The sequence below is a fragment of the Nonomuraea ceibae genome, assembly GCF_019396325.1.
GTDB lineage: Bacteria > Actinomycetota > Actinomycetes > Streptosporangiales > Streptosporangiaceae > Nonomuraea > Nonomuraea ceibae.
The window spans coordinates 1-621 of sequence record NZ_JAHKRO010000255.1 but is presented as its reverse complement, the minus strand read 5'-3'; the positions used below and the strand labels follow the sequence as shown (position 1 = coordinate 621).

General features: G+C 55.9%; 1 rRNA gene. It reads left to right on the top strand.

What is annotated here, in order from left to right:
* Positions 1-621, top strand: a 23S ribosomal RNA gene (locus tag KME80_RS49830); the annotation flags it as partial.

The following is a 621-nucleotide window of genomic DNA, read 5'->3' as shown; positions in this document are numbered from 1 at the left end:
TGTGATGTGACTGCGTGCCTTTTGAAGAATGAGCCTGCGAGTTATGGTGTGTGGCGAGGTTAACCCGTGTGGGGGAGCCGTAGCGAAAGCGAGTCTGAATAGGGCGTTTGAGTCGCATGCTGTAGACCCGAAGCGGAGTGATCTACGCATGGGCAGGTTGAAGCTCAGGTAAGACTGGGTGGAGGACCGAACCCACCAGGGTTGAAAACCTGGGGGATGACCTGTGTGTAGGGGTGAAAGGCCAATCAAACTCCGTGATAGCTGGTTCTCCCCGAAATGCATTTAGGTGCAGCGTCACGTGTTTCTTGCCGGAGGTAGAGCACTGGATGGCCGATGGGCCCGACAAGGTTACTGACGTCAGCCAAACTCCGAATGCCGGTAAGTGAGAGCGTGGCAGTGAGACTGCGGGCGATAAGGTTCGTAGTCGAGAGGGAAACAGCCCAGATCACCGACTAAGGCCCCTAAGCGTGTGCTAAGTGGGAAAGGATGTGGAGTCGCAGAGACAACCAGGAGGTTGGCTTAGAAGCAGCCACCCTTGAAAGAGTGCGTAATAGCTCACTGGTCAAGTGATTCCGCGCCGACAATGTAGCGGGGCTCAAGTACACCGCCGAAGTCGTGGCA